At 62.8% G+C, this 640-nt stretch carries 1 pseudogene; it reads right to left on the reverse strand.

Going from position 1 to position 640, the window contains the following annotated elements:
- Positions 1–640, reverse strand: a pseudogene (locus AC559G_RS18125) (filamentous hemagglutinin N-terminal domain-containing protein); the annotation flags it as partial.

Consider the following 640-nt stretch of genomic DNA (forward strand, 5'->3'; position numbering starts at 1 on the left):
GCTTCCATCAGCCCTTGCTGATTGTCGATCGCCTCCTGGGCATCAAGCTGCAGCCGCCCCTGGCTCACCATCTGCCCCCCGGCATTATTCAGCGCCTGTGCCGCAAGCTGAAGATGCTGGCCGCGGATCTCACCCTCTTGGTTACTGAGCAGCCCCTGGCTCTTCAGCGCCAGGCTCCCGCCGGCCAATAACTGGCCCTGGCGGTTATCCAGCCCGTTTTGCGCTGTAATGCCCAACGTTGACTGGCTTTGCAGGGTGCCCTGAAGGTTGACCAATGCGCCGACATCCAGTTGCAAACCGCCGTTGCCGCCCATCACGCCAGCGGTGTTGTTCAACAGGCCGCTCACCTGCCAATGCTGCGCCGTACCGTCCAGCGCCACCAGCCGGCCGCGCAGGTTATTGAGGGCGGCGCTATTCAGGCTAAGCCGTTGCGCTTCAATACTGCCATCGGTGTTATCCAGCGCCCCGCGCAGGGTAACACGGCTTTCCCCCGTGCCCACCTGCGACCAGACGCCCGCCTGGTTGTACAGGCTATCGGCGGTGATTTGCCAATTCCCGGCGCGGATTTGCGCCTGTTGCGTGTCGAGGTGCCCCAAACTGTTGACGGTGAGTTGCTCACTGTCCACCTGCGCCTGTTGCA

The sequence above is a fragment of the Gibbsiella greigii genome (genome assembly GCF_039540155.1).
GTDB lineage: Bacteria > Pseudomonadota > Gammaproteobacteria > Enterobacterales > Enterobacteriaceae > Gibbsiella > Gibbsiella quercinecans.